General features: G+C 56.3%; 2 rRNA genes. Both read right to left on the bottom strand.

Annotated elements, in window-relative coordinates:
• Window positions 1–29 precede the first annotated feature (29 nt).
• Window positions 30–3,165: ribosomal RNA gene (locus J3P44_RS24745) — 23S ribosomal RNA — on the bottom strand.
• 558 nt (window positions 3,166–3,723) lie between these two features.
• Window positions 3,724–5,245: ribosomal RNA gene (locus tag J3P44_RS24740) — 16S ribosomal RNA — on the bottom strand.
• Together the 16S and 23S rRNA genes form the textbook arrangement of a ribosomal RNA operon.
• Between the last annotated feature and the right edge of the window lie 212 nt (window positions 5,246–5,457).

Below are 5,457 nucleotides of genomic sequence, written 5' to 3'. Positions count from 1 at the left end.
ATTGGTGCTTGTGTGGTTTTGTACGGTGTTGGGACAAGCCCTCGGCCTATTAGTACCGGTCGGCTGGGCATTGCTGCTGTACACCTCCGGCCTATCAACCCCATGTTCTGTGGGGGGCCTTACCCACTTGTGTGGTGGGAAACCTCATCTTGAAACGTGCTTCCCGCTTAGATGCATTCAGCGGTTATCACTTCCGAACGTAGCCAACCAGCCGTGCCCCTGGCGGGACAACTGGCACACCAGAGGTTCGTCCATCCCGGTCCTCTCGTACTAGGGACAGCCTTTCTCAAGTTTCCTGCGCGCGCGGCGGATAGGGACCGAACTGTCTCACGACGTTCTAAACCCAGCTCGCGTGCCGCTTTAATGGGCGAACAGCCCAACCCTTGGGACCTACTCCAGCCCCAGGATGCGACGAGCCGACATCGAGGTGCCAAACCATCCCGTCGATATGGACTCTTGGGGAAGATCAGCCTGTTATCCCCGGGGTACCTTTTATCCGTTGAGTGACCACGCTTCCACATGCCGTGGCCAGATCACTAGTTCCGACTTTCGTCCCTGCTCGACATGTCTGTCTCACAGTCAAGCTCCCTTGTGCACTTACACTCGCCACCTGATTGCCAACCAGGCTGAGGGAACCTTTGAGCGCCTCCGTTACATTTTAGGAGGCAACCGCCCCAGTTAAACTACCCATCAGGCACTGTCCCTGATCCGGATAACGGACCTAGGTTAGACATCTAGTACGACCAGAGTGGTATTTCAACGTTGACTCCACCTCCACTGGCGTGAAGGTTTCACAGTCTCCCACCTATCCTACACAAGCCGTACCAAACACCAATACCAAACTATAGTAAAGGTCCCGGGGTCTTTCCGTCCTGCCGCGCGTAACGAGCATCTTTACTCGTACTGCAATTTCGCCGAGTCCATGGTTGAGACAGTGGGAAAGTCGTTACTCCATTCGTGCAGGTCGGAACTTACCCGACAAGGAATTTCGCTACCTTAGGATGGTTATAGTTACCACCGCCGTTTACTGGGGCTTAAATTCTCAGCTTCGACCCCGAAGGGTCTAACCGGTCCTCTTAACCTTCCAGCACCGGGCAGGAGTCAGTCCGTATACATCGTCTTACAACTTCGCACGGACCTGTGTTTTTAGTAAACAGTCGCTTTCCCCTGGTCTCTGCGGCCCTTCACGCTTCCCCCAGCAAGTGGGTTCACGATCCGGGCCCCCCTTCTCCCGAAGTTACGGGGGCATTTTGCCGAGTTCCTTAACCATGGTTTTCTCGATCGCCTTGGTATTCTCTACCTGATCACCTGAGTCGGTTTGGGGTACGGGCGGCTCGTTGCTCGCTAGAGGTTTTTCTCGACAGCATAGGATCACCCACTTCGCCATACGGCTCCGCGTCACGTCTCAGACTCCACACTGAAGTGGATGGTGCGGATTTGCCTACACCACGCCCTACACGCTTGCCCACAGACAACCATCGCTGTGGTTGGGCTACCTTCCTGTGTCACCCCATCGCTTGACTACTACCGGTTCGGGTCCCACGCTCCGCCCACCGGCCTCGCCCCGAAGGGTCCGGTCCGTTGGGTTTCGGGTGGTTAGCATCACCAGGTTCGTCATGGGCGCAACTTCGCCGGTACGGGAATATCAACCCGTTGTCCATCGACTACGCCTGTCGGCCTCGCCTTAGGTCCCGACTTACCCAGGGCAGATTAGCTTGACCCTGGAACCCTTGATCATTCGGCGCACGGGTTTCTCACCCGTGATTCGCTACTCATGCCTGCATTCTCACTCGTGTGGGCTCCACACCTGGATCACTCCGGCGCTTCACTGCCCACACGACGCTCCCCTACCCATCCAGAGCACTGAACCAACCTCAAGGGCGGCTTGCGTATTCTCTGAATGCCATAGCTTCGGCGGATGACTTGAGCCCCGCTACATTGTCGGCGCGGAATCACTTGACCAGTGAGCTATTACGCACTCTTTCAAGGGTGGCTGCTTCCAAGCCAACCTCCTGGTTGTCAATGCGACTCCACATCCTTTTCCACTTAGTCACCGCTTAGGGGCCTTAGCTGATGGTCTGGGCTGTTTCCCTCTCGACTACGGAGCTTATCCCCCGCAGTCTCACTGCTGCGCTCTCACTTACCGGCATTCGGAGTTTGGCTAACGTCAGTAACCTTGTAGGGCCCATTAGCTATCCAGTGCTCTACCTCCGGCAAGAAACACGCAACGCTGCACCTAAATGCATTTCGGGGAGAACCAGCTATCACGAAGTTTGATTGGCCTTTCACCCCTATCCACAGGTCATCCCCTCAGTTTTCAACCTAAGTGGGTTCGGTCCTCCACGTCGTCTTACCGACGCTTCAACCTGCCCATGGATAGATCACTTCGCTTCGGGTCTTGAGCGCGCTACTGAATCGCCCTATTAGGACTCGCTTTCGCTACGGCTTCCCCACACGGGTTAACCTCGCAACACACCGCAAACTCGCAGGCTCATTCTTCAAAAGGCACGCCGTCACCCCCACACCACAAGGATGCATAAGGCTCCGACGGATTGTAGGCACACGGTTTCAGGTACTATTTCACTCCCCGCCAGGGGTACTTTTCACCTTTCCCTCACGGTACTTGTCCGCTATCGGTCATCAAGGAGTATTTAGGCTTAACGGGTGGTCCCGCCAGATTCACACGGAATTTCAGGGGTTCCGTGTTACTTGGGAACACGCTCCAGAGCCAGCGCTTTACGTCTACGGGCCTATCACCCTCTACGGTACGGCTTTCCAACCGACTTCGACTTCCACACTGGTTTCTTACTCTGCACTGAGCCGGCAGACTCAGTAGAGCGGTCCCACGACCCCGTAACGGCAACCCCTGCCGGGTATCACACCGTTACGGTTTAGCCTCATCCGATTTCGCTCGCCACTACTCTCGGAATCACTGTTGTTTTCTCTTCCTGTCGGTACTGAGATGTTTCACTTCCCGACGTTCCCTCCACACACCCTATGTGTTCAGGTGCGGGTAACACGACATGACTCGTGCTGGGTTTCCCCATTCGGACACCCCCGGATCACAGCTTGGTTGCCAACTCCCCAGGGCTTATCGCAGGCTCCAACGTCCTTCATCGGCTCTTGATGCCAAGGCATCCACCATGTGCCCTTCATAGCTTGTCTCAACAACGTCAAAACAACACACGCAACAACTTCTCACGCGCCAGCTACGAAACAAACACCACCAGCCCGCCCCCCAATCAAAGAGACGAGCCAGCACATACAACACAACAACGCACACCAGCAGGAAAACCGGTGCACGCCAATTTCACAACCACAAAAATTGCTGGTTGCAAAGATGCTCGCGTCCACTATGCAGATCTCAAACAACAACCCCACCAACACCCCGAACCCACCACAACAGCGAGCACGGAGCAAAGGGAGGAACCAAAGACACCAACCACACCCCCGGCCAACCACCACCCCGCCAAACCACAAGCCCACGCAAGCCCAACAGGCCCACCCAGCTCACAGCCCAACAAGACGACAGCCACCAGGAGCACGCGGCTGATCCTTCAGGACCCAACAGTGTGCCTGACCCCACCCCCAACCAACGCTGGGCAGCAAGTACTCGAACCCCCGCACAGACAAGCTGCACGAGACGAGCGTCGACGATTCCACTAGTGAACACCACCATACGCGCCAGAACATTCGCCTGGCGTCGGGGCGTGTGCTCCTTAGAAAGGAGGTGATCCAGCCGCACCTTCCGGTACGGCTACCTTGTTACGACTTCGTCCCAATCGCCAGCCCCACCTTCGACGGCTCCCTCCACAAGGGTTGGGCCACCGGCTTCGGGTGTTGCCGACTTTCGTGACGTGACGGGCGGTGTGTACAAGGCCCGGGAACGTATTCACCGCAGCGTTGCTGATCTGCGATTACTAGCGACTCCGACTTCATGGGGTCGAGTTGCAGACCCCAATCCGAACTGAGACCGGCTTTTTGGGATTCGCTCCCCCTTACGGGATCGCAGCCCTTTGTACCGGCCATTGTAGCATGCGTGAAGCCCTGGACATAAGGGGCATGATGACTTGACGTCATCCCCACCTTCCTCCGAGTTGACCCCGGCAGTCTCCTATGAGTCCCCACCATCCCGAAGGACGTGCTGGCAACATAGAACGAGGGTTGCGCTCGTTGCGGGACTTAACCCAACATCTCACGACACGAGCTGACGACAGCCATGCACCACCTGTACACCCCCAAAAGAAGCCCCATCTCTGGAGCGGCAGGGTGTATGTCAAACCCAGGTAAGGTTCTTCGCGTTGCATCGAATTAATCCGCATGCTCCGCCGCTTGTGCGGGCCCCCGTCAATTCCTTTGAGTTTTAGCCTTGCGGCCGTACTCCCCAGGCGGGGCGCTTAATGCGTTAGCTGCGGCACGGAATCCGTGGAATGGACCCCACACCTAGCGCCCAACGTTTACGGTGTGGACTACCAGGGTATCTAATCCTGTTCGCTCCCCACACTTTCGCTCCTCAGCGTCAGGTAATGCCCAGAGAACCGCCTTCGCCACCGGTGTTCCTCCTGATATCTGCGCATTTCACCGCTACACCAGGAATTCCGTTCTCCCCTGCATACCTCTAGTCTGCCCGTATCGAAAGCAAGCGCCGTGTTAAGCACGGCGTTTTCACTCCCGACGCGACAAACCGCCTACGAGCCCTTTACGCCCAATAATTCCGGACAACGCTCGCACCCTACGTATTACCGCGGCTGCTGGCACGTAGTTGGCCGGTGCTTCTTCTGTACCTACCGTCACTTGCGCTTCGTCGGTACTGAAAGAGGTTTACAACCCGAAGGCCGTCATCCCTCACGCGGCGTTGCTGGATCAGGCTTCCGCCCATTGTCCAATATTCCCCACTGCTGCCTCCCGTAGGAGTCTGGGCCGTGTCTCAGTCCCAGTGTGACCGGTCACCCTCTCAGGCCGGCTACCCGTCGAAGCCATGGTGAGCCATTACCTCACCATCAAGCTGATAGGCCGCGAGCACATCCCTGGCCGAAAAACTTTCCACAACACCACATGCGCAGCATTGTCATATCCGGTATTAATCACCGTTTCCGGTGGCTATCCCGAAGCCAAGGGCAGATTACTCACGTGTTACTCACCCGTTCGCCGCTCGAGTACCACCGAAGTGGCCTTTCCGCTCGACTTGCATGTGTTAAGCACGCCGCCAGCGTTCGTCCTGAGCCAGGATCAAACTCTCCATCGAAAAACATGCACCACCCACAACCCAAAAGGCCACAAGCAGCGACAATCAATAAGAGCCACATCCCCTGACAAAAAACGAAACTGACATGTTGTCAGAATCATTGTCAAAGAAACCGCGACACCAACCACAAAGATCGATGCCAACGGGGCAAAACAAACTAATTCGTCGACTAATCAAACACACTGTTGAGTTCTCAAGAATCAGACGCACCC

This window comes from Nocardioides astragali, assembly GCF_024436375.1.
In the GTDB taxonomy this organism is placed as follows: domain Bacteria; phylum Actinomycetota; class Actinomycetes; order Propionibacteriales; family Nocardioidaceae; genus Nocardioides; species Nocardioides astragali.
The sequence above is the reverse complement of the archived record's forward strand: the minus strand, read 5'-3'. Positions and strand labels throughout refer to the sequence as shown.